A 21,337-nucleotide genomic window follows, 5' to 3' on the forward strand; every position below is an offset into this window, starting at 1 on the left:
GGGCGGGGCCCCAGTGTACGCCGAAAACACCCCGCGGTCACCCGCCGGGCGGGTGCGCCGGCGCCGGCGCCTCGGGCAGGAACAGCAGCACGACCAGCGCGGCCAGCACGATCGCGGCACCGGCGCCGAAGATGCCGGCGATCGCGTGCCGGTACACGGCCACCGCGCCCGCCTGGAGCGCCGGGGCGGACGTGCCCGCGGCGGCGATGCCGTGGGCATGCAGCTGGCGCGCGAGGATCGCGCCGGAACCGGTCACGCCAAGCAGGCCGCCGAGCGAGCGGAAGAATGTCAGCATCGCCGTGCCGACGCCGCGGCGGGCGGGCGGCAGCGCATTCTGCACCACCACGGTCATGTTCGGCATCACCAGGCCCAGGCCGAAGCCGAGCGTGAAGATCGCCGGTTCGAGCACCGCGTAGCCGAGGCCCGCATCCATGGCCCATGCCAGCACGCCGAACGACGCCGTGGCCACCGCGAGCCCCGCGACCTGGGCGCCCTTGTAGCGGCCCGAACGCGCCAGCACGCGGCCGTTCAGCATGGACGACAGGATCATGCCCGCCATCATCGCCATCGTCATCAGCCCGGATTGCGCGGGCGTATTGCCCATGACGAGCTGGAAGAACAGCGGGAAGAACACGCTGGCACCCATCAGGCCCACGAATGTCAGCAGCATCACGCCGCTTGCGATGTTGAACACGCGGTTGCCGAACAGGTCCGGCGGCAGCACCGGTTCGGCGGCGCGGCGGACGTGGACCACCAGCCACGCGCCCAGGCCGGCGGCCAGCAGCGCGCACACCCGGAGCTGCGGCGCTTCCCAGGGCCACTCGGTGCCGCCCAGCGCCAGGACGATTAGCAGCGCCGTGATCGACCCCGTCAACAGCACCGATCCCAGGTAGTCGATGCGGTGCGCGTGCGTGGCGGCGGGCCTGCGCAGCGAGCGGGCCAGCGCCCGAAAGGCGACGACGCCGATCGGCAGGTTGATGAAGAAGATCCAGTGCCACGACAGCAGGTCCGTCATCACGCCGCCCAGCACCGGGCCGACCACGCTGGCGGCGGCGTACAGCATCGCGATCGAGCCCTGGCGCCGGGCCCGCTGCGCGGGCGGCACGATGTCGCCGATGATGATCTGCGCCAGCGGCATGAAACCGCCGGCGCCGAGCCCCTGCACGGCGCGGAAGGCGATCAGCTGCGTCATGTCCTGCGCGAAGCCGCACAGCACGGAGCCCGCGAGGAACAGGATCAGCGCCGTGAAGATCATCGGCCGCCGGCCGTACTGGTCGGCCAGCTTGCCGTACAGCGGCATCACGGCCGTGGATGCGAGCACGAACGCGGTGACGACCCATGACAGGTGCGCCATGCCGCCCAGGTCCGCGACGATGCGCGGCAGCGCGGTGGCAACGATGCTCTGTTCGAGCGCGCCCAGCCCCAGCACCGTCAGCAGCGCGAGGTAGACGGCACGGACCTCGTGGTCGGTCACGGGAGCGGCCGGGTCGGAAACGATCGCCTGGTTCATGGCCGGGCGATGATGGCGAGAGGTTCGATGGCCGCTTCCAGCGCATCGAGCTGGGCGGGCCTGAGGCGGGCCACGCGTTGCGACAGCCAGTCCAGGCGCCCGGCACGCATGCGCCGCAGGTGTGCCGCGCCGGCGGCGCTCACCTGCAGGCCGCTGCGCCGCCGGTCTTCCGGAAACGGCGCGCTGCGCTCGACCAGGCCCGCTTCCTCGAGCGCCTTGACCTGGCCGCTCATCGTCGGACCGCGCACGTTCTGCAGCCGCGCCAGCTCGGCAATGCCGATGCCGGGATGTTCTTCCACCGCCCACAACAGATAGGCCTGCATCAACGACAGCCCCGATTCGTCGCCCGCCGCGTCGCGCCGCATCTCGCGCACCAGCAGCTTCAGCGCGTTGCGCAACTCCTCGGAGAGCGCCTGTACCCGTTGCGTCATCTTTCACCTTCAACATAGATAGCCTACCTATCTATGTTGGCCCTGCCGGCCCGTTACCGCAAGTCCGGCGCTCGAACTGCCGGCCACGCCGTGCCGGCCCGGCGCAAGCTCACCGGCCTTGTTTGCCGCCCTGGCCCGCGCGCCACTTGTCATACGCGGCCAGCGCCGATGCCGGGCCGCTGCCATACCAGCCGTAACCGTCGCGCCGCTCCTTCGTCAGCTCGTTGACGTCGGTGTGGATGGTGCCGTCGCGGTCGCCGAAGACCGGCTGCATCGTGTCGATGTCGTACATCCGCGCCCACAGCGGTCCGGCGCCGGGCCGCGCTTCGAGGAAGCGGCCGTTCTCGCCCTTGGCCGTCCAGCCGACGTTGTAGACCGCCACGCGCTTGAGCCAGGCGGCGGCGCCGTCGATGGCCGCGGTGACCTGCGCAGTCGGTTGCGGCAGCCGCATCAGCAACGTCAGCAGGCGCGACGTCTCGGAACTGGACAGCGCCACCGGCTCGAAATTGCGCGCGCCCACCGGCGCCAGCGTCAGTGCATCGTGTTGCTGGCACCAGCCGGTGAGCTGGCCGTTCACGCGGATCTGGCTGGCGAGCAGCACGCCGATCGCGCGGCCGTGCGCAACCTGCGCGCGCGATGCCAGTGCCGGCGCCACGAACGCGTAATCGCCCTGCCTCCCGGCCACGAGGGCCAGCAGGTCGGCGACCTGGGCGAACGCGTTGTCGTTGTAGGTGATCGCGTCGTGGTAACCGCCCTGCAGCGGATACACCTGCGGGAAGCCGCCGTTCGGATATTGCGCATCGAGCAGGTAGCCCACGCCCTTGTCGAACGCCTTGCGGTAGGCCTCGCCCGGCGCGCCCGGCAGCGCCGCCTGCACGCGCGCCAGGAAGCGCAGCTCGGTCGTCGTCGCATCGTTGTCGATCGTGCCGACATAGTTCCAGCCGGCGGCGGCAACGATCACGCCGCCGGACGGGTCGTCGTCGATCGGCGCATAATGCTCGCCCTTTTGCCGCACGTGCCCGGTACGGTCGACGTTCTTGCCCCAGCCGCCGGCGGGCGTCTGGAAGCTGACGATATTGTCGGCCACATGGCGCGCTTCCGGCGACGCATACCACGCCGGCGGCTTGTCCAGCGGCATGCCGGAATCGCCGTGCAGCCGCGCCTGTGCCTCCGGCGGCGCGGCGCCGGCTGCCCGTTCCGTTGCCAGCGCGGCCTTGTCGCGCGCCATCAGCGCGCGCGAACGTTCCAGGTAGCCGCGCCATGCGGCCCGGTCCGCTTCGGCCAATGCCGCGATGCGCGCTTCCGTGACCGGCTGCGCGCGTGTCATCGTGCCGATCACCGACGCGTGCGCCGCCGGCAGCCCCAGGCCCAGCGCGAGCGCCAGCGCGATCGCCGCTTTTTTCAGATGCATGTTTCCTCCATTCCCAAGATAGATGCGGCGGCCGTCAGCGCACCCGCACGATCCGGACGGCCATGTACGGCCGGCCCGGCAGTGCGATGCTGCGGCCATCCTTGTCGGCGAACGTGTAATCGTCGCGTCTTTTGATTTCAAACGTGCCGTCCACCGGCGTGACCGTCATGTTCCATGTGTCGATCACCTCGGCCCGGAACTTCATGCCGTCCCGCAGCCCCGTCTTGAACAGCACGAACGGCCACGCGGCGGGCTTGTCCCGGTTGAAATAGCCCAGGTAATACTCGGCGTGTTTTCCCGCAAAGGGATGGTCTTGCCACTTGTCGATCGGCTCGAGGCCTTCGTGCGGACTCTCGGCCAGGATCCTGCGGAAGAACGCCAGCCGCGGCGGGCTTTGCCCCTTCAGCGTGCCGCCCTTGCCCAGCCAGATCTCGCCGCCGGGATCCTTGTAGATCTCGCTGTGCCCCACGTACGAGCCGGCGATCGCGCCGTTCCAGAAGCGCAGCACCATCTCTTCCGGCGTGAGCTGGCCCCAGCGCTTGACCCAGTCGCCCTCGTACTTCACTTCGTCGTAGACGACCGGCTTGTTGTAGACGTCGCGGTACAGCACCGCGCGTTCCGGGTCTTCCGTGGCCGCGCCGTGCTGGATGCTCGCGTGCGTGACCCACGGCTTCGTGTGGTTGTAGAGCCGGAACGCGTTGTGGATCGAACGCAGGTGGCCGTACGGGTCGGCCGCCTGCACGAGCTGGAAGTAATGGTCCCAGTCGTCCATCGTCTTCTCGGTGAGGAAGTCGAACTCGTTGGCCATCGACCACCACACGTTGCGGTAGGCCGCCAGCCGGGCCACCACGTAGCGCAGGTAGCGGTCGTTGACGGCCCCCGGCATGCGGTCGAAACCCCACTTGCCCTTGTCGTACGGGTGAAACAGGATCAGGTCGGCCTCGATGCCCAGCGCGCGCAGCTGCGCCACGCGCCGGTCCAGGTTGCGGAAGAAATCCACGTCGAAGCGGCTGAAATCCCAGCCATGCGGCGGCTTGCCGGGGAACGGAAAACGCTGGTGCGCCAGTGCGTCGTCGTTGTTCGGAAAGACCGCCATGCGCAGCTTGTTGAACGGCGCCATTGCCAGCGTGCGCAATGTCCGCTCCTGCAGGGCGTCGGGCTGGTGCGTCCACGCGTAGCTGGTGGTGCCCACCTGCCAGAACGGCGAACCGTCCGCGTAGCCGAAGTGAAAGGTATTGCGCACCGAGACGGGGCCGCGGTTGCCGGGGGCCGCCTGTACCGCGTCGAAGCGGCCGGTCCTGCCGCGCAGTTCGGCGCGGTTGCTGCGCGTTTCCCACGTCCACGCGCCGGCCGTATCGGGCATGAAGCGGATCTTGTAGCGGCCCGCGCCATCATAGAAGCCGTCGACGGCGATTTCGCGCGCGCCCTGCCGGAACACGGCCGACAGGGCGACGTCCACGAACGGATTGCCTTCCGCCGGCCCCGCCAGGTCGATTTCCAGCATGCCCCAGCGTTCGACCGGACCGGCGGCGAGCGCGGCGCCGTATTCGTTCACCGGCACCTGTGCGTACGCGAGGCCGGCGCACAGCGCCGCCGCCAGCACGACAAAGGTTCGCCTTGCGAGACGCACGGGCTTACCCGGACAGTTTTTCGTTGTAGCGCTTGCCGCCGATCGTCACGTTGCGCAGCGTGACGCCCTGCGCATTGTGGACGAACCACGGCGCATCGGCCTTGACCGCGTTGCCGAAATCGCAGTCCGAGATCGTCACGTTGCGCACCGGGAGCACCGGCCGGTCCGCCGGGCCGTTGTAGCTGGTGGCCACCGGCCCGAGCACCACGAACGCCTGGTAACAGCCGAAGCTGCCTTCGGGCGTATCGACGTTCGTCACCCTGATGCCGGAAATATGCACGTCCGACACTTCCGGCGGCCGGCTGCGCACCAGGTCGAACGACGGCGTGTAGTCGCAGTCGAACGTGATGACGGCGCCGCCGCCCGTGGGCACGGTTTTCGCCGGCACCGGGCCGCCCGGGATCGGCGTGTAGAAACCGGGCTTCAGGCGCACGCCGTTCGGCAGCTTCAGGTCGCGCACGTAGAAATGGCGCAGGTAGCCGCCGCGGTTCATGTTGGTTTTCAGGCGCACCACCGTGTTGATCGGATCGGTCGCGTAGTGGGCGTTGCGCACGTCGATATTCTGCGCGTACACGTGTTCGATCCCGGCCGACATCTCGCTGCCCAGCGTGATGCCGCCATGCCCGCTGTTCATCACCGAGTTCTGGATCACCACGTTGCGCGTGGGACCGTAACCCACGTCCGCGTTCTTGCCGGCCTTGATGGCGATGCAGTCGTCGCCCGTGTTGAACCAGCAGCCGTCGACCAGCACGGTGTCGCACGATTCGGGATCGAAGCCGTCCGAATTCGGGCCGATCGATTCCATCCGCACCTTCGAGAAATGCACGTTGCGGCACTTGACCGGATGGTGGATCCAGAACGGCGCGTTGACGGCCTGGTAGCCCTGCATCAGCACGTTTTCGCAATCCATGAACTCGACCAGGCACGGGCGCAGGTAGTGGCCCAGGCCGAAAATGCGTTTCTCGACCGGCACGCCGGCCTCGGACAGCGCCGGCAGGTATTTCTCGTCGGCGCGCGCGTTCGGGCGGTCGCCCACGATGCGCGCCAGCGTGGCCGCGTCCAGGTGCGGCGCCACCGTGGCCAGCGGCGGATTGGCGGGGTTGTCCACGCCCTGGTGCAATGCCCCCTTTTCGGCGCCTTTCTGGTTCATGCTCCACCAGCCCGGGCCGCTGCCATCCTCGTACGGCACGCCGGCCTGGCCATCCAGGATGCTGGTCCAGTCCTCGCCGGTGATCGCGATGTTCTTCTGGCCGCGCGCATACACCAGCGGCGCGAAATTGAAGCAGTCGTTGCCCTGCCAGCGCGACAGCACCAGCTTGCCGTTGGCGCCGCAGTCGACCGTTTGCGCTTCCGGGCAATCGCGGGCGTAGTCGGCCGGGCTGGCGCTGAAGTACACGTGCGCGCCTTTCGCCAGGTGCACGTGCACGTTCGACAGCAGCACGATCGGGCCTTTCAGGTACCAGTCGCCGGCCGGGACCAGCACGCGGCCGCCGCCCGCCTTGTGCGCGGCGGCGATCGCGGCGCGCAGCGCCGGGTGGCTGTCGTGCGAGCCCGGCACCGGGGTCGTCACCTGCCCCTTCGCCCGGATCGTCGGATAGCCCGCCACCTTGTGCACCTTGCAGGGCTTGCCGCCATACGCCGTCACCGGGAAATCGCGTTTCGGGAACGGCAGTGGTTTCGCGAACACGCCGGCGATTTCCTTCGCGCGCGCCCATGGATCGGGCGCCTGCGCCAGGGCCGGCAGGCCCATGAAGGATACGGTGCCCAGCGCGGCGGTGCCCTTGATCAGCCGGCGGCGTTGCAGGAAGGTCTTGTTCGTCATCTGGTTGGTCACATTCTAGCTGTCAGGTTGCAGGGCCGGGCCGGTGCGGCCGCGTCGAATGCGGCAAGGCCGGCGCATGGCCGGCCTTGCCGCGATACGGCTGCGTCAGAACTTGTACTCGACCGAAAGGCGCGCCACGCGCCCCAGCATGTCGGCCATGCTCGTCACGTAGCCGCCGCCGTAGGTGCTGTTGGCGGTGAGCGGCGGCCATTCCTCGGTGATGTTGTTCACGCCCAGGCTGATCGTGGTGTTCCGGATGCCGGTATAGCGCACGTTCACGTTGAACTGGCTGTAGTCGTCCACCTTCGTCAGCGTGGAGCCCGTGCGGGGCGTCAGGTCCGTCACGCCGCGCTGGTAGCGCTGCGACAGCGTGGCGCGCCAGGGTCCTTGTCCCCAGCTGAACGACGCCGTGTGCTTCCAGCGCGGATTGATCTGCGGCGCGCCGGCCAGGCCGGCGTTCGGGCCCGCGCCGCCGAAGCGGCCGTCGTTCGAGATGATGCCGATGTTGGTGAACCACGGGCCATCCTTCTCGGCCTGGAATTCATACTTGTGATACCAGGTGCCGTCGACCTTCGCGTCGAAATTGCCGTAGGTGGTTGCCGGGAAGCGGTAGCTGGCCGACATGTCGGCGCCGCGGATGCGGCTCATGCCGCGGTTGGCCTGGCTGGCGATGATGTAGTCGATCGTGCCGTTGGCGCGGCGAATGATCTGGTCCGTGTATTTCGCGGGGTTCTGCTGGATCTCGGCGATGGTGACCGCGCCCAGCACGTCCTTGATCTTCAGGCCCCAGTAGTCGACCGTGAGCGCCAGGTTCTTCACCGGCTCCCAGGCGAAGCCGAACGAGAAGCCGCGCGATTTTTCCGGCTTCAGGAAACTGTTGTTCGGCGACTTCGTCCAGTAGTTGGTGACGATGTTGCAGACCTGCTCGGCGGTGTAGCCGGCCACCGGCGTGCCGCTGCCGGCCACCGTGGGCTGTGCGCTCGGGCACAGCACCGGGTCGTCCATGTCCTGCGTGCGCACTTCGGGCGTGGGATTCTGGATATCCATGATCGACGGCGCGCGGAAGCCCGTCGACAGCGAGCTGCGCAGCAGCAGCCTGTCCACCGGCCGCCAGCTGGCCGCCAGGCGCGGGTTCACCGTGGTCTGCTTCAGGTCCTCGTAGTAGTCGGCGCGCACCGCGCCGTTGATCGACACCGTCTCGGTGACCGGCGCTTCCACTTCGGCCAGCAGCGAGGCGATATTGCGGGAGAGGCGGCGCGCCACGCCCTGCGGCGATTCGCCGACCAGGTCGTGCACCACCACGTTGCCGGAGGCATCGATGTTGTAGCTGCCGTCGGCCTTCAGGCCGATGTAGTCGCGCGGCGCATCGTAGGTGCGCGCGGCGTCGCGGCGCAGTTCGGCCGCCACGGCCACGGTCAGGTCGCCGCCCTTCAGCGCCATGACGCCCTTCGACAGCGTCACGTCCACGCTCTTGTTGTAGGCCTTGTTCAGGCGGTACGTGTAGTTGCGCGCCTCGATGCTGCGCAGGTATTCGAGGCCGGCTTCGTCCTGCAGCCCGAACGGGTTGAGAATGCCGTTGGTAAAACCTTGCTGCGCCTTCGAATACAGGATGTAGCCGCCGCCCGCCTTCGTGTCGCGCTTGCTCATGCCCCAGTTCACGCCGGCGCGGTAATCCCAGCCCAGCACCTCGCCCTCGGCGGTGAGCACCACGCGGTCGTTGACCTGCTCGTCGTTCCGGTAGGCCGAACCCAGTTCGCCCGGGCCCCACTGGAAGTAGGCGGTGCGGCCGTTCATGTTCAGGTTGCTCACCGCGCCCGGCGTGATCGTGCCGTTCACGTACATCGCCGGCGTGTTGGTGCCGGTATTGCTGCCCACGACCGGCACTGCCGGCGTGATGCCGTTGCCCGGGTAGAACCGGCTGCTGGCCGGCAGCGAGTACGTGGTGGCCGGATTGCTGGTGCCCGGCGACTGCATGCCGCGGAATTTCTGCACGGTGAACTTGGCGTGCAGGATGTCGATGTCGATCTTGTGGCCGCCCGGCAGGTTCCAGCTGGCGCGGCTGGAGATGTTGGTGATCTCGCTGCCGTCCGTCACGGCGTTGTAGAACAGCGGGTTGCGGTAGCAGCCCGGCGCGTAGACCGGCGGCGTGTTCGCGCTGGCGTTGCCCAGCGTGGGCCGCGAGTAGGGATCGAGGCAACCGCTCGCATAGGCGGGGTTGTAGTTGGCGTTAGCGGCGCGCGTGAAGCCGAAGTTGGCCGTGGGGCTGGCGTTGCGGCCCTCCGGCAGCAGGCCCAGGCCCAGCGTGCGCAGGATGTCGGGATCGTGCTGCTCGGCGCGTTCGCCCTGGAACAGCGGCGTTTTCTTCTGCTGGTCGACGGCGAAGTAGATGTTGAAGCCATCCTTGCCCAGGTTGCCCCAGCCGGCGATGGCGCCGAAGCTGGTGGTCTTGCCGCCGCCGCTCTCTTCCGGCCGCGCATATTCGGCCTTGACGGCGATGCCCTGGTAGCCGCGCTTGGTCCAGAAGTTCTGCACGCCGCCGATCGCATCGGCGCCGTAGGTGGACGAGGCGCCGCCGGACAGCGTTTCGACGCGGTCGAGCGCCATGCGCGGGATCACGTTGACCGACACGTACTGGTCCTGCAGCGGCTCGTTGGCCATGCGGCGGCCGTTCAGCAGCGTCAGCGTGCGCATCGGGCCAAGGCCGCGCAGGTTCGTCATCGGGCCGGCGGCGCCCGAATTCGTGCCCAGCGACAGCGACTGCGGCTGTTCCAGCACCAGGTCCTTCAGCTCGGTGTGCCCGCGGGTTTCCAGCTCGGCGGCCTTGATGACCGTCAGCGGCGTGGCGCCTTCGTCGGCCACGCGCCGGATCAGGGAACCGGTCACGACGACGGCCTGCACCGGTTCGGCCTGGGCGCTGTCCTGTGCACTGCTCTGGGCATGCGCCTGGCCGGTCATTTCGCCTATGGCAATCGCCACGGCGAGTGCCATCGTGGCCCGGCGCAATACGGGTTGTTGGGTGTGCATCATGTGTCTCCTCCGCCTGTCTTTTTTTGAATTGGCTAGATCACTTACCAGTACTGGTAGACCAGTCCTCGGATTGGCCGGACCAGTTGATGCGAGTATGCGCCCACAGCCGTGCTGGCGTCACGGGCAACGTGCATCATCGTTGTGAAATTGCATCAACCATGAAACGCTCAACAAGTTGAGCACCGGCCGTGTTTGTGGAACGGTGGATCTCCGTTCGCGCAGCGGGAGGTGGAGCGAAAAGCGGAGCGAAGAGAACCGTCGGCGGGCGCGGCCCGGTCACTGGGGCGATGCGCTGCGACAAGCTCGATTACACTGGCGTTACGTCCTCGACTACCTGTTGAAGTGAGGGAAGCCATGCTGTTCAATCTCGCAGGAAAAACGGCGCTGGTCACCGGCGCCAACACGGGCATCGGCCAGGCCATCGCGATCGCGCTGGCCGAAGCCGGCGCCGACATCGTCGTGGCCGGCCGCAGCGAAGCCGCGGAAACCGGCGCCGGCGTGGCCGCGCTCGGCCGCGGCTTTCTCGACGTGCGCGCCGACCTCTCCAGCACGGAGCCGGTGCGGCGCGTGATGGACGAGGCGCTCGCGCTCAACGGCCGCCTCGACATCCTCGTCAACAACGCCGGCATCATCCACCGCGCGGACAGCCTCGACGTGGTGGAGGAAGACTGGGATACCGTCATGGACACCAACCTGAAATCGGTGTTCTTCCTGTGCCAGGCGGCGGCCCGCCACATGGTGCGCAGCGGCGGCGGCAAGATCGTCAACATCGCCTCGCTGCTGTCGTTCCAGGGCGGCATCCGCGTGCCCGCCTACACCGCCAGCAAGAGCGCGCTGGCGGGCCTGACGCGGGCGCTGGCCAACGAATGGGCGGCGCATGGCATCAACGTCAACGCCATCGCGCCGGGCTACTTCGATACCGGCAACACGGCCGCGCTGCGCGCCGACCCCGCCCGCGAGCGGGCGATCCTGGCACGCATCCCGGCGGAACGCTGGGGCCAGCCGGACGACCTGGCCGGCGCCGCCATCTTCCTGGCCAGCCGCGCCAGCGACTACGTGCACGGCATCGTGCTGCCGGTCGATGGGGGGTGGCTGGCAAGGTGACGCAGCCGGCGATCTACGGCCGGGACCGTGTCCACCATGGGGGCAACCCCGAAAGTGGACACGAGCTGAACTTTACATTGGCCGAGCCCGTGTCCGAAAACGGGGTTGACCCCGAGGTAGACACAGACTCATCGTTAGCTCCTGGTGCTTACCGCTTCGGTGACAGCGTGAACGAATAGGTGGCCGGCGCCAGCGGGATGCGGTACTTGACCAGCGGCCGCCCGTTGGGGCTCCAGCCATCGTCGCCACCGACGCCGGCCTGGGCCAGGTCGATCAGCACGCTGCCGTTGCCATGGGGCCGGATCTCCGAGCTCTTCCACGTGCCGCGCGGGCGCAACTCAAGATCTTCGTACGGGAACGCCAGCGCGTTGAAGGACAGCGGTTTTTCACCACGCACCGCAACGCCGGGCGCGCCGTCGCCGCGCAGTTCGAACCAGCGCACGTCCGTCTTGTTGCCGGTTTCCTGGGGCCGCATGTAGCCGTGGTGCTGGTCCGCCACCTTGCCGGTGTGGATGCCGAGCGCCGCGCCGGTCTTGCGGTCGGCATACGACTCGTGCGGACCGCGGCCGTACCAGCTCACCGTGTCCAGCTGCGGCGCGCTGTCGAAGCGCAGGCCGAGGCGCAACGGGTCGGGCAAATCATCCCGCAGCGGCGTGAACGTGGCCTGCACGTCGACGCTGCCGTCGGAACGCATCCGGTACACGTTCTCCCAATGCGCCGCGCCGGCGCCGAACGAATACAGCACCCTGACCGCGCCGCCGTCGATCCGCACGTCGCGCACCTTGCGCGCCTTCGTGAATTCACCCCAGACCGCATTGGTCTTCATGGTGCCGGTGCCTTCGTCGTTGTCCGTCAGGCCGCGCCAGAAGTTCGGCGTGCCGCCCGCCAGGACCGGCTTGCCCGCCACGCTGTAGCCGACGGTACCGGTCTTCGCATCGATCTCGAGCCGTGCCGATGCACTGGCCAGCGCGATCGTGTCGCCGCTGCGCTGCGGCGCGACGCCCGCGGCAACCCGCGGCGTAGCCGGCTTGCCGGCCGATGGCAGCACGAATTGCGACCAGCCCACGACGGCGCCGGCGGCCATGCCCTGCTCCGCGGCGCGCAGTCTGGCCCGAACCGTCAACACATATTCCCCGCCGCCATGCGGGCGCGAAGGCAGCGCCAGCTTCACATCCTGCCGCGCACCGGCCGCGACTTTCACGCCATCGATCCGGCCCTGTTTCACCGCAATGCCGTCGCGCAGCAGTTCCCAATCGAAGTCGAGGTGGTCGAGCCCGCGGAAATCGTAGCGGTTGACGACGGTGACGGTTCCCTTCCCGGGGGTGCCCTCGAACACCACCGGCGAGTAGACCTTCTGCAGCTCGTAGTACTCCGGGTCCGGCGTGCGGTCGCCGCGCACCACGCCGTCGCCGATCACGCTGTTGTCGCCCCGCTCCGGGTTCAGGTCGAAGCCGGATGCCCAGTATTGCCGCCCCTGCGCATCGCGGGCGAACACGCTCTGGTCGACCCAATCCCAGATGAAGCCGCCCTGCAGCTTGCGGTGCGCCCGGATCGTGCTCCAGTAATCCTCCAGGTTGCCCAGCGAATTGCCCATCGCATGCGCATACTCGCACTGGATCATCGGCTGGCGGAACGCCGGGTCCTGCGCGTAGTCGACCATCTTCGTGATGTCGTCGTACATCGGCGCGTAGATGTCCACGTAGTCGTTGGGCTTGTGCACCTCGCCCAGCGTGCCGTGGCCGAGGTAGCTGATCAGGCGGGTCGGATCGGCTTTCCGGATCCAGGCCGCGGCCGCCTCGAAGTTCGGGCCCGTGCCGGCCTCGTTCCCCAGCGACCAGAAGATGATCGACGGGTGGTTCTTGTCGCGCTCCACCATGCGGCTGACCCGGTCCACGTGGGCGATGCGCCAGTGCGGCTTGTAGCCGAGCTGGATCTTCGCGCGGCTTTCCGCGTCCGGCGCCCGGTCGCCCCTGTCCATGTACTCGTGCGATTCGATGTTGGCTTCGTCCATCACGTACAGGCCGTATTCGTCCGCCAGGTCGTACCAGCGCGGGTCGTTCGGGTAGTGCGACGTGCGCACCGCGTTGACGTTGGCCTGCTTCATCAGCTCGATGTCGCGCCGCATCGTTTCCATCGACATCACGCGGTAGGTGACCGGGTCGTGCTCGTGCCGGTTCACGCCGCGCATCATCACGCGCTTGCCGTTGACGCGCACCTCGCCATCGGCGATTTCCACGGTGCGAAAACCGATGCGGCGCGACGTGGCCGACAGCAGCCTGCCCTGCCCGTCCACCACCTCCACCAGCAGCGTGTACAGGTTCGGCGTCTCGGCCGACCACGGCTTCACGGCCGGCACCGTGCCGCCCAGCACCGCCTTGCGGTCCGCACCGGGCGTGCCTTTCAGTTCCAGCACGGGCCGCGTGCCGTCCAGCACCCGCGCCCGCACCTCGACCGCGGCCGGCTGGCCGGCCACCTCCGCCGCCAGCTCGAAGCGGCCGTCGCGGTATGCCTTGTCGAGCGACGCGGTCACCCTGAAATCGCGCAGCCGCGTCTTCGGCTCCGCATACAGGTAGACGCTGCGCTCGATGCCGGAGACGCGCCAGAAATCCTGGTCTTCCAGGTACGACGCATCGGCCCAGCGATACACCTCGATGGCCACCGTGTTGCGGCCCGGGCGCAGGAAACGCGTGACGTCGAACTCCGACGGCAGCTTGGAATCCTCCGAGTAACCCACCTTTTCCCCGTTGACCCACACGTAGTACGCCGCGCCCGCGGCGCCGATGTGCAGGAATACGTCGCGCCCCTGCCAGTTCGCGGGGATGTCGATGTCGCGCCGGTACGAGCCCACTTCATTGAGTTCGTGCGGAATGAACGGTTCGTTGGCGGGGAACGGATACTTGATGTTGGTGAAGATCGGCTTGCCGTAGCCCTGCGCCTGCATCATGCCGGGCACCTGCACGGTGGCCCACTTGCCCGTGTCGAACGACGGCTTGTAGAAGTCCTTCGGCCGCGCTTCCGGCGTCGGCGAGTACGCGAACGACCAGGCGCCGTCCAGCGACCGGAACCAGCCGGACGCGGCCTTGTCGCCGGCCAGCGCCTTGTCGGCCGATTCGAAGTTGAAGAAGGTGGCCTTCATCGGCTCGCGGTTCACGGCCACCACTTCCGGCTGTTCCCATTCGGCGCGTTCCCGGTCGGCCGCCATGGAGGGGAATGCGAGCGCCAGCGCGATCGCCGCGGACAGGGTTGTTCGCTGAAGCATGTGTCTCCTTTATGGTATCGTTGTCAGAGACGTTAGCTTAACGGAAACAATTGCAAAAAAACCGGCGGCGCGGCAGGAAATTTTCGGCGCATGCCCGGCAACTGCGAAGCGCACGAGGGCATGGGGGCAAACCACCTCCCCCGTGCACCGGTTTGCGCGCAAACGCGCCAGGAACAGGAGCCTGTCTCCGGCCGTGCCGGCGTCAGGCCTTCAGCGCGATGCGCCGCTTTTCCCGCGCCGACTGGTAGACCGCCTCGATGATGCGGATGTCGCGCAGGCCTTCCTCGCCCGGCACGACCGGTTCGCGGTTTTCGATCACGCACTGCGACAGGTGATCGAGCTGGCCGGCGAACTGGTTCCTGCCCGGGCCCGGCGGCGGCTGGATCTCGTTCTCCCGGCCCCGGCCCACCCACAACCGCTGGCCGCTGTAGCCGGTGGCGGGCTCCATCTCGATGCGGCCCTTGTCGCCCATCAGCAGTACCTGGTTCCGGTTGGCGCTGTACATCGACATGCACGAGCCGATCACGCCGGACGGGAATTCGAGCTGGAACTCGATCATGTCTTCCACCTCCCTGAAGCGCGGATCGTTGCGGTCGGTCGTCTCCTTCGCATACACGGCGACCGGTTCCTCGCCCGTCATGTAGCGCGCAGCCTGCAGCGCATAGATGCCGATGTCCATGATCGACCCGCCGCCCGACATCGCCTTCTTCAGGCGCCATGCCGTCGGGTCGCCGGCCGTGTAGCCGTGCTCGGAGCGGAAATAGCGCAGCTTGCCGATCTCGCCGGCGCGCGCGCGGCGGATCGCTTCGAGATTCGTCGGCTCGAAATGGCAGCGATAGCCGATCATCAGCTTCTTGCCGGCCTGCCGGCACGCGGCGATCATCGCTTCGCATTCCTTCGACGACAGCGCCATCGGCTTCTCGCACAGCACGTGCTTGCCGGCCTTCGCCGCGCGGATCGTGTATTCGGCGTGCATCGACACCGGCAGGCACACGTAGACGATGTCGACTTCCGGATTGTCGCGGATCCTGTCGAAATTGTTGTAGTCGTAGATGCCCGACGGCGGCACGCCATACTCTGCCGCCACCCGCTTCGCCTTGGCCGCATCGCCGCTGACCAGCGCGACCAGCCTGCTGTGCTGGCAGTTCTTGAATTGTGGAATGATCTGGCCCAGGCCGTAACCGCCCAGGCCCACGATCGCATATCCCAGCTTGCGCCCCGCCGGCTGCGCCAGGGCGGACCCGCCGATGGCCGATGCCGCGATGGCGCCGCCGGCGGCAAGAACAAAACCACGTCGATCCAGATGCACGGTCATGCCCAGCTCCTCTCAATGTTGTGACAACGATTTCAGGTTGCGGGTGATTCTATAGCAATGGAAACGGCGTGGCACACGGCTGGGACAACTTTGATCTATCGCAGGTTTTGTCCTGGGGCCTGGCCCCAGGTCATTCCTTGATCTGGCACAGGTTTTGTCCTGGGGCCTGGCCCCAGGTCATTTTTTGATCCGGCACAAGCTTTGTCGCGTGACAGTTCTGCCGCGCTGCCCGGTACCGGCAGATGTGGACGGAAACGTCAGCCCTGCCCCGCCGGCCTGGCATGCAGCCAGCGCGCATGGGCGGCGCGGGCCAGGTAGTCGAGCGCGTAGCCCAGCAGGCCGATCAGGATGATCGCGGCCGTCAGCTCGGAGTAGGCGAGCCTGTCGCGCGTATCGAGGATGAAGTAGCCCAGGCCGGCCGACACGCCCAGCATCTCTGCCGGCACCAGCACGATCCAGATGATGCCGATCGCGAGGCGCACGCCGGTGAGGATGTGCGCGGTGATGCCCGGCAGGACCACGCGCCACACGATCTCGAAGCGGGTGGCCGACAGGCTGCGCGCCAGCAGCATCCAGTTCGGATCGAGCTGCGCCACGCCGGCCACCGTGTTCAGCATCAGCGGCCACGTGGCGGCGAACGCCAGCAGGAAGTACACCGGCGCGTCGCCGACGCCGAGGGCCATCACGGCCAGCGGCATCCACGACAGCGGCGACACCATCCGCAGCAGCTGGAACAGCGGCGTGCTGGCCTGCGCGAAGCCGCGCGACAGCGCCACCAGGATCCCCAGCGGCACGCCCACGACGATCGCGCATAGCAGCCCGATGCCGACACGCTTGAGGCTCGTGGCAACGTGCACCCAGATATCCGGCCCTTGCACCATGTCGATAAACGCGTGTGCGGTGGCCAGCGGCGCGAAGGCCGCGGCGATCGGCGTGCGCGCCTCCAGGAACGACACGCCGAGCGACCACAGCACGACAGCCAGCGCGATGCCGATCACCGGCAGCAGGAACCTTGCCGGCATCGTCAAACGGCCACCGTCTCGGTCCGCAGCAGGTTGGCCGGCAGGCCGAATGCGGCCGGGCCGCCGGCCGCGGCGATCGACTTGCGCACGAAGCGGTCGTCGACCAGGTCGCGGGCGACGAATTTCGGATCGAGCCCTGCCAGGAATTTCGCGTCGCCCTCCACTTTCGTCTGCACCAGCGCGCGCACCATCTCCTCGGTGTACGACGCGAACGGGAACGGCTGGAAGTCGATGCGCCGCTGCTGCCACTGCGGGTGCGCGATGATGCCGCGCTTTTCATAGTCCGAATAGTCGGTCACGGCGAGCACCTTGGTAAGCGGCTGCAGCTGGTGCGGCGTGTAGCGGTTCGGACCCGACGCCGACAGCATCTTCGCCGTCTCCACCTGGTTGGAGCGGGACCACAGCTGCGCGTTGACGATCGCGTTGGTCACGCGCTGCGACCATTCCGGCTTGTCGGCCAGGTCGCGCTCGGCCAGGAACGTCACGCAGCAGGCGTGGTTCTTCCACACGTCGCCGGAGAAGCGCAGGATCTTGCCCACGCCGGCAGTCTCGGCCAGCGCGTTGAACGGCTCGGCCACGATGTAGCCGGCGATCGATTTCGACGCCAGCGCCGACACCATCTCGGACGGCGCCATCACCACCAGGCTCACTTCGTTCTTCTTCAGTTCCGCGCCGCGGCCGCGGGTGACCACCGTCAGCTTGTGGGCCGCCAGCAGCTTTTGCAGCAGGATGTTGTGGATCGAATACCAGAATGGAATCGCCACGGTCCTGCCGCCCAGGTCGGCCACCGAGTTGATCTCGTTGAGCACCGTCAGCCCCGAACCATTGACGTGGTTCCATGCCACCACCTTCGCCGGGAATTTCGAGCCGTAGCGCACCCACAGCGTGGCCGGCGACAGCAGGTGGATCACGTTGACCTGCCCGGAGACGAACGCCTCCACGATCTGCGCCCAGCTGCGGAACAGCCGCGGCGTTTCGGTCTTCAGGCCCTGCGCCTCGAACAGCTTGCGGCCGTGCGCCACCAGCAGCGGCGCCGCGTCGGTGATCGGCAGGTAGCCGATCTTCACCGGCTGGTCGTCACCCTTGAAGGCCTGTGCGCGCGCATCGCCGGCGAACATCAGCGGCGCGGCCGCGCTGGCCGTGGCCAGCGCGGACATGCGCAGGAAGTCGCGGCGCGTCATGCCGCAATCGCAGTCGGATGCGGCGCAGATATGGATGTTTTCGTTGTTGTTCATAGGGGTTATCCAGCAAGGTTGGTGGCGTCGCGCAGCGCGGCGACGATTTCCAGGCGCAGGCGCACGATCTCGTCGCCGTGGTCCTCCCGCGGCCGGGGAATGTCCACGCGCCATTCGCGCGCGATGCGGCCGGGGCGCCCGGCCAGCAGCAGGATGCGGTCGGCGACGAGGATCGCCTCGTCGATATCGTGCGTGACCAGCAGCACGGCCGTGTGCCAGCGGTGCACCAGGTCCACGAGCAGCGCCTGCATTTCCGCCCGCGTGATCGCATCGAGGGCCGAGAAGGGTTCGTCGGCGAACAGCAGCTCCGGCTCGCGCGCCAGGGCCCGCGCCAGCGCAACGCGCTGCGCCTGCCCGCCGGACAATTGCGCCGGGTAGGCCCGGGCGTGCGAGGCCAGGCCCACGGCTTCGATCGCATTGGCGATGCGCCGCTCGCGCGCCACCCGGTCGATCGCCGGCTGGCGGGCGAAATCGAGGCCGAATCCCACATTGGCGCGCACGTCGTGCCACGGCAACAGGCTCGGTTGCTGGAACACCAGCGCGGCGCGCGGATGGGGCGCCAGCAGCGGCTGGCCGAGGAAGCTCACGGTACCGTCCTCCGGCACCGCCAGCCCGGCCAGCCCGCGCAGCAGCGTGGACTTGCCGGAGCCGCTGCCGCCCAGCAGGCAGACGATTTCCCGTTTGCCGATCGCCAGCGACACGCCATCGACCACCGGCTTGCCCAGGTAGCCGAACCGCAGGTTCCGCGCGTCGAGCGCGGGGCCCGCCACCGCCGGATCCTGCGCCGTCATGCGGCGCCCGCGGCGGCGGCCTGTTTCTGCAGCGCCAGCTGCAGCTGCGTAAGACTCGGCGTGACGATGGGGATGAACGCCGCCTCGCGCCAGCGGCGCGCGAAATTGCGGTCGTGGTTCATCAGGTAGGCGCGCCCGCCGCTGCCCTGCAGTTCGAGCATGACCGCCTGCTGCACGATCTCGGCCAGCGAGATGCGCAGCCGGAACAGCGGCGCGGCGGCGGTCTTGAAACGGCCATCCTGCACGCCGGCCTGCATCTGTTCGACCGCGCGGGCCAGTTCGCCCTGCAGTGCCTCCACGCGGCCCAGCAGGCCGCTGCGCGTGGCGGTGCACAGGCGATGCGCGGCAGCGAGGCTGGCCCGGGCCAGGCCGACCGACATGCCGCACTGCATTCCCAGGAAGGCGGGCCGCACGGCCGGCAGCCAGGCCAGCGCGTCATGCGTGATCACGTCGGCCTCGTCGATACGCACGCCTTGCAGTTCCACGGCCGCGGTGTTGCTGGAGCGCAGCGCCAGCAGGTCCAGGTCGCCGCTGCGCACGACGCCGGCCGCGGCGCTGGCGAACGCGATCACCGCCGGCGGCGCACCCGCGGCGGACGTCACGGCGGCGGCGGCCACGAACCCTTCCTTGCGCAGGTTGGTGATCCAGGCCAGGCCACCATCGAGCTGCCAGCCGTCGCCGGCCGGCGTGGCGGTGATCTGCAGCGCCTCGATTCCGCCCAGGAACTTCATCGCGTTCGACAGCCCCGTGGCGCCGGCGATCTCGCCGCTAAGCAGCGGCGCCAGCCAGCGCTCGCGCAGCTTCGCGTTCGGGCTTTGCAGCACGTATTCGATGAACGTGCGGTGGCCCCAGAATACGAAGGAGGCCGTCAGCGAACGCTCGGCCACGGCGGCGATGGCTTCGATGGCATCGCGCACGTCGCCGCCGCTGCCGCCCAATGCGGCGGGCACGCCGATGGCGAACAGCCCCGCTCCGGCCAGCCGGGGCACCACCTCGGCCGCCAGCTCCTGCGTGGTATCGAGCCGGTCGGCGTGGGTGGCGAGCCAGTCCGCCAGCGCGGCCGGCAGTTCGATGGCACGTGCGCCGCCTGTCATCAGATGGCTCCGGGCGCGTAGGCCTGCAGTTCGGGATTGATCGCGCTGCCGGCCAGCGTGTTGGCAAAGTTGCACAGCGTGGCCAGCGCGATGCCCAGCACCACTTCCAGCGACTGCTGTTCGTTGTAGCCGGCGCCCAGGAACGCCTGGAGCGCCGCGTCGTCGACCGCGCCGCGGGTGGCGATCACCGCCTTCGCGAACGCGGCCACCGCGTCCAGTTTCGCATCGCCGGTGGCATTGCCCTGCTGCAGGGCGCGCACCGTGTCCGTCGGCAGCTGCGCCTTCTTCAGCGCCACGGCAGTGTGACCGGCCACGCAGAAGTCGCAGCCATGGATGCGCGCGGCCGTGATCTGCACCACTTCGCGTTCGGCCAGCGTCAGGCTGGTCCTGGCATTGATTCCGGAGACCGTCATGTACATCTCCAGGGCCTGCGGCGAGTTGGCCAGCACGCCGATCAGGTTCGGCAGGAAGCCATTGTTGGCCAGGGCTTTCTCGACGAACGGGCGGCTCGCTTCGGGCGCGGTATCGACGGTATGCAGCGTGAGACGGGACATGATGGGCTCTCGGTAAGAAGATGACCTGCCATTATAGGAGGCTGGATCGCATACGAAAAGACGCGTTCGTCGCGATTTCATGCTTATCCGTCCATATCCGGCATCGGCCTGGCGCAATCGCCGGCGTGCCGTCCGATGAGGCCCGCGAGCCGGCTCAATTCAACTGCGTCGCCGTTTCCCGGGCGCGCCGCTGGCGCCGGAACGCGCCCGGGTGTTCGCCGATCACCTTGTGGAACGCGCGCGAAAACGCCGCGTGCGAGCGGTAGCCCACGTGTTCGGCGGCGCGTTCGACCGTTTCGCCATGGTGCAGCCGCTGCGCCGCGATCTTCATCCGCAGCAGCAACAGGAACTGGGCGGGCGGCTGGCCGCTGGCATCGACGAAGTGCTTGTAGAAGCTCGATCGCGACATGTGTACCGCGCGCGCCATGCTTTCCGTCGACCAGTCGTGCCCGGGCTCGGCCATCAGGCGTTCGAGCAGCACGGTGAATTCCGGACGCCGCGCCAGCGCCAGCAGGCCGGACAGCACTTCGCGCCGCCGCGCCACGTGGCGTGTCACGTAGAAGAACAGCAGTTCGGCCAGCCGCGAAATCAGCGGCGGTGGCAGGTCGGGGTCGCCGCCCGCCTCGGCCAGCATCAGGTCGAACACCGTGCCGGCGGCGCGGATCGACGCGTCGTCGGCGCGCAGTTCCACCACGTCCGGGAACGAATCGACGATCAGCGTGCTCAAGGTTCCGCGATAGCGGAAGAAGCCGCAGGCGATGCCGGTCATGCCCGGGCCCTCGCCGGCCAGCGGCTGCATGCCGCCGGCCGGCAGCGGCGCCGCCGGATCCGGATCGGGGCTGAGGAAGTGGGGGATGTCGCGCAGCAGGAAGACACCGTCGCGCGGGCCGAGCCGCAGCGGCGCGCGGCCCTCCACGTGCAGCCAGCAGGTGCCATGCAGCACCAGGTGGAAACTGCCCAGGCCGCGGCCCGCCGTCGATGCGCGCCACCGGCCGCAATACTGGCCCACGTGGAAGGCGGCCGCTTCCAGTTCGATGCTGTCGATCAGCCAGTGCACCAGGCGGTCGGTATCGGCTGCACTGTCCATGGGTTCCGCTTCTGCTAAAAATAGGGGCGCCCGATTATGCCCGGC

General features: G+C 68.2%; 15 protein-coding genes. 1 reads left to right on the forward strand and 14 read right to left on the reverse strand.

All coding sequences use genetic code 11. The features are described 5' to 3' along the window. Nucleotides 1-37 precede the first annotated feature (37 nt). From GJV26_RS01990 to GJV26_RS02015, 6 genes are all read right to left on the reverse strand, one after another. Nucleotides 38-1,510 carry an MDR family MFS transporter gene (locus GJV26_RS01990; protein ID WP_155707221.1) on the reverse strand — a complete coding sequence of 491 codons (1,473 nt, stop codon included), beginning with the start codon at nucleotides 1,508-1,510 and terminating at the stop codon, nucleotides 38-40. Beyond that, nucleotides 1,507-1,941 (reverse strand): MarR family winged helix-turn-helix transcriptional regulator, encoded by a 435-nt coding sequence (locus tag GJV26_RS01995; protein WP_155707222.1) that lies wholly within the window; start codon nucleotides 1,939-1,941, stop codon nucleotides 1,507-1,509. The genes GJV26_RS01990 and GJV26_RS01995 overlap by 4 nt, the downstream gene beginning before the upstream one ends. A gap of 109 nt (nucleotides 1,942-2,050) precedes the next feature. Continuing rightward, nucleotides 2,051-3,352, reverse strand: coding sequence for a pectate lyase (gene pelA / locus GJV26_RS02000; protein WP_155707224.1), 1,302 nt, complete (start codon nucleotides 3,350-3,352; stop codon nucleotides 2,051-2,053). Nucleotides 3,353-3,386: 34 nt separating this feature from the next. After that, the gene (locus GJV26_RS02005) at nucleotides 3,387-4,982 is read right to left on the reverse strand and encodes a DUF5060 domain-containing protein (RefSeq protein ID WP_229427931.1); all 1,596 of its coding nucleotides are present in this window, start codon (nucleotides 4,980-4,982) and stop codon (nucleotides 3,387-3,389) included. Between the two features lie 4 nt (nucleotides 4,983-4,986). Continuing rightward, nucleotides 4,987-6,804, reverse strand: a complete 1,818-nt coding sequence (locus tag GJV26_RS02010; RefSeq protein WP_173346115.1) for a glycoside hydrolase family 28 protein — start codon at nucleotides 6,802-6,804, stop codon at nucleotides 4,987-4,989. Between the two features lie 105 nt (nucleotides 6,805-6,909). Next, on the reverse strand, nucleotides 6,910-9,831 hold the full coding sequence (locus GJV26_RS02015; protein ID WP_155707226.1) for a TonB-dependent receptor plug domain-containing protein: 2,922 nt from the start codon (nucleotides 9,829-9,831) through the stop codon (nucleotides 6,910-6,912). Nucleotides 9,832-10,185: 354 nt separating this feature from the next. On the opposite strand from GJV26_RS02015, the gene kduD reads away from it, so the two are divergent. Next, entirely contained in the window at nucleotides 10,186-10,935 is a 750-nt protein-coding gene (gene kduD, locus GJV26_RS02020) for a 2-dehydro-3-deoxy-D-gluconate 5-dehydrogenase KduD (RefSeq protein ID WP_155707228.1), read from the forward strand. A gap of 148 nt (nucleotides 10,936-11,083) precedes the next feature. Here the strand turns inward: kduD and GJV26_RS02025 are convergent, their stop codons facing one another. The 8 genes from GJV26_RS02025 to GJV26_RS02060 form a co-directional block, all read right to left on the reverse strand. Further along, on the reverse strand, nucleotides 11,084-14,194 hold the full coding sequence (locus GJV26_RS02025; RefSeq protein ID WP_155707230.1) for a glycoside hydrolase family 2 TIM barrel-domain containing protein: 3,111 nt from the start codon (nucleotides 14,192-14,194) through the stop codon (nucleotides 11,084-11,086). Nucleotides 14,195-14,396: 202 nt separating this feature from the next. Continuing rightward, a complete protein-coding gene (locus tag GJV26_RS02030) occupies nucleotides 14,397-15,509 on the reverse strand; it encodes a Gfo/Idh/MocA family protein (RefSeq protein WP_155707232.1) in 1,113 nt (370 codons plus the stop codon). 257 nt (nucleotides 15,510-15,766) lie between these two features. After that, nucleotides 15,767-16,531 (reverse strand): ABC transporter permease, encoded by a 765-nt coding sequence (locus GJV26_RS02035; protein ID WP_155707234.1) that lies wholly within the window; start codon nucleotides 16,529-16,531, stop codon nucleotides 15,767-15,769. A gap of 2 nt (nucleotides 16,532-16,533) precedes the next feature. Beyond that, a complete protein-coding gene (locus tag GJV26_RS02040; protein WP_155707236.1) occupies nucleotides 16,534-17,766 on the reverse strand; it encodes an ABC transporter substrate-binding protein in 1,233 nt (410 codons plus the stop codon). Nucleotides 17,767-17,771: 5 nt separating this feature from the next. Continuing rightward, entirely contained in the window at nucleotides 17,772-18,557 is a 786-nt protein-coding gene (locus tag GJV26_RS02045; RefSeq protein WP_155707238.1) for an ABC transporter ATP-binding protein, read from the reverse strand. Then, nucleotides 18,554-19,651, reverse strand: coding sequence for an acyl-CoA dehydrogenase family protein (locus GJV26_RS02050; protein ID WP_155707240.1), 1,098 nt, complete (start codon nucleotides 19,649-19,651; stop codon nucleotides 18,554-18,556). Before GJV26_RS02050 ends, GJV26_RS02045 begins: the two co-directional genes overlap by 4 nt. Then, entirely contained in the window at nucleotides 19,651-20,205 is a 555-nt protein-coding gene (locus GJV26_RS02055; protein WP_155707242.1) for a carboxymuconolactone decarboxylase family protein, read from the reverse strand. Before GJV26_RS02055 ends, GJV26_RS02050 begins: the two co-directional genes overlap by 1 nt. 154 nt (nucleotides 20,206-20,359) lie before the next feature. Next, entirely contained in the window at nucleotides 20,360-21,292 is a 933-nt protein-coding gene (locus GJV26_RS02060; RefSeq protein ID WP_173346116.1) for an AraC family transcriptional regulator, read from the reverse strand. Nucleotides 21,293-21,337: the final 45 nt, after the last annotated feature.

Source organism: Pseudoduganella dura, from assembly GCF_009727155.1.
Classification (GTDB): Bacteria; Pseudomonadota; Gammaproteobacteria; order Burkholderiales; family Burkholderiaceae_D; genus Rugamonas; species Rugamonas dura.